Source organism: Treponema sp. UBA7567 (assembly GCF_002476655.1).
In the GTDB taxonomy this organism is placed as follows: Bacteria; Spirochaetota; Spirochaetia; order Treponematales; family Treponemataceae; genus Treponema_D.
In genome coordinates, this window is record NZ_DLLH01000048.1 from 3,177 (window position 1) to 4,449 (window position 1,273).

A 1,273-nucleotide genomic window follows, 5' to 3' on the forward strand; every position below is an offset into this window, starting at 1 on the left:
GTTTTAGTTCAAAAATAATCCGCTTATATTTGTTGTAAACGCTTTCTAAAAATGAGGGGAATATCTTGCAAATTTTTATTGCGTGCGCTTTTGCGCTTTTTTATTATTGCGCGGATTCTTAAGCTTTTAGCGAAGATAGCAGCGCTTTGCAGCCTTTTTCTATGTCGTTCCAAGTGGCGTCGAAATTTCCTGTATACCAGGGATCTGCTACGTCGCGGGACAGTCCGGCATATTCAAGCAGCTTATGGCATTTTTTTTCTTTGTCGCCTGCAAATTTCCGCGCAAGGTCGCGCATATTTTCTTCGTCCATTGCGATTATCAAGTCATAAAAAGCGTAATCTTCCCGCGTTATAAGCCGGGCGCGATGATCCGTAAAAGGAACATTTTTTTCTTTTAATTTTAAGACTATTCCGCGGTGAATCGGGCTTCCGATTTCGTCTGTGCGGCAGGCCGCGCTTTCGATAAAAAATTCTTTTTCAAGTCCGGAATTTTTTACAAGATTTTTCATAAGCATTTCTGCCATTGGCGAGCGGCAGATATTTCCGTGGCAAACAAATAGTATTTTTAGCATAAAATAATTCTATACAAAAAAAATAAAAAAATCTGACAGTTTTTAGTTTTTATGCTAGACTTTTTTACGAAAAATCTTTTTTGAGTTTTATTTTTGCTTGTTTTTATATAAACAGTTAATTTTATGATAAAGCGTTCAGGATATGCGGATTTACCGCTGCACACGGGAACTGTTCCAAAATGGCTTGCCGACAGAATGATGAGGCTCGGCACGCTGATTATAGAAGCCCTTGTCTTAAAATATGGGAAAAAAGAAGTTTTAATCCGTTTGAGCGATCCGCTGTGGTTTCAGAGTCTGGGCGCCGTTTTGGGAATGGACTGGCACTCTTCCGGAATCACAACAAGCGTAATGTATGCCTTAAAACGAGGGCTAAACAGGCGCGCAAAAGAGCTTGGAATTGTCGTCTGCGGCGGAAGAGGAAAATACAGCAGGCGCACGCCGGAAGAGCTTCAAATTCTTGCCGACATGACTGGAATGGACGGAAACAAGCTCATAAACTGCTCCCGGCTTGCCGCAAAAGTCGACGGAACTGCCCTGCAGGACGGTTTTCAGCTTTACCAGCATAATTTTATTTTAAGCGACCAGGGAGACTGGACAGTAGTGCAGCAAGGAATGAACGCAAGCGAAAAAAAAGCGCGGCGCTACCACTGGTCATCGGAAAAACTCAGAAGCTTTGTCGAAAATCCTCATACTGGCGTATGG

2 protein-coding genes are annotated in these 1,273 nt (G+C 42.4%); one reads left to right on the forward strand and one right to left on the reverse strand.

All coding sequences use genetic code 11. The annotated features are described in order from the left end of the window. Positions 1-118 precede the first annotated feature (118 nt). Entirely contained in the window at positions 119-571 is a 453-nt protein-coding gene (locus B3Y13_RS06010; protein WP_296668711.1) for a low molecular weight protein-tyrosine-phosphatase, read from the reverse strand. 123 nt (positions 572-694) lie between these two features. Here B3Y13_RS06010 and B3Y13_RS06015 point away from each other — a divergent pair. Beyond that, a partial coding sequence (locus B3Y13_RS06015; RefSeq protein ID WP_296693313.1) for a DUF763 domain-containing protein occupies positions 695-1,273 on the forward strand: 579 nt, incomplete at its 3' end.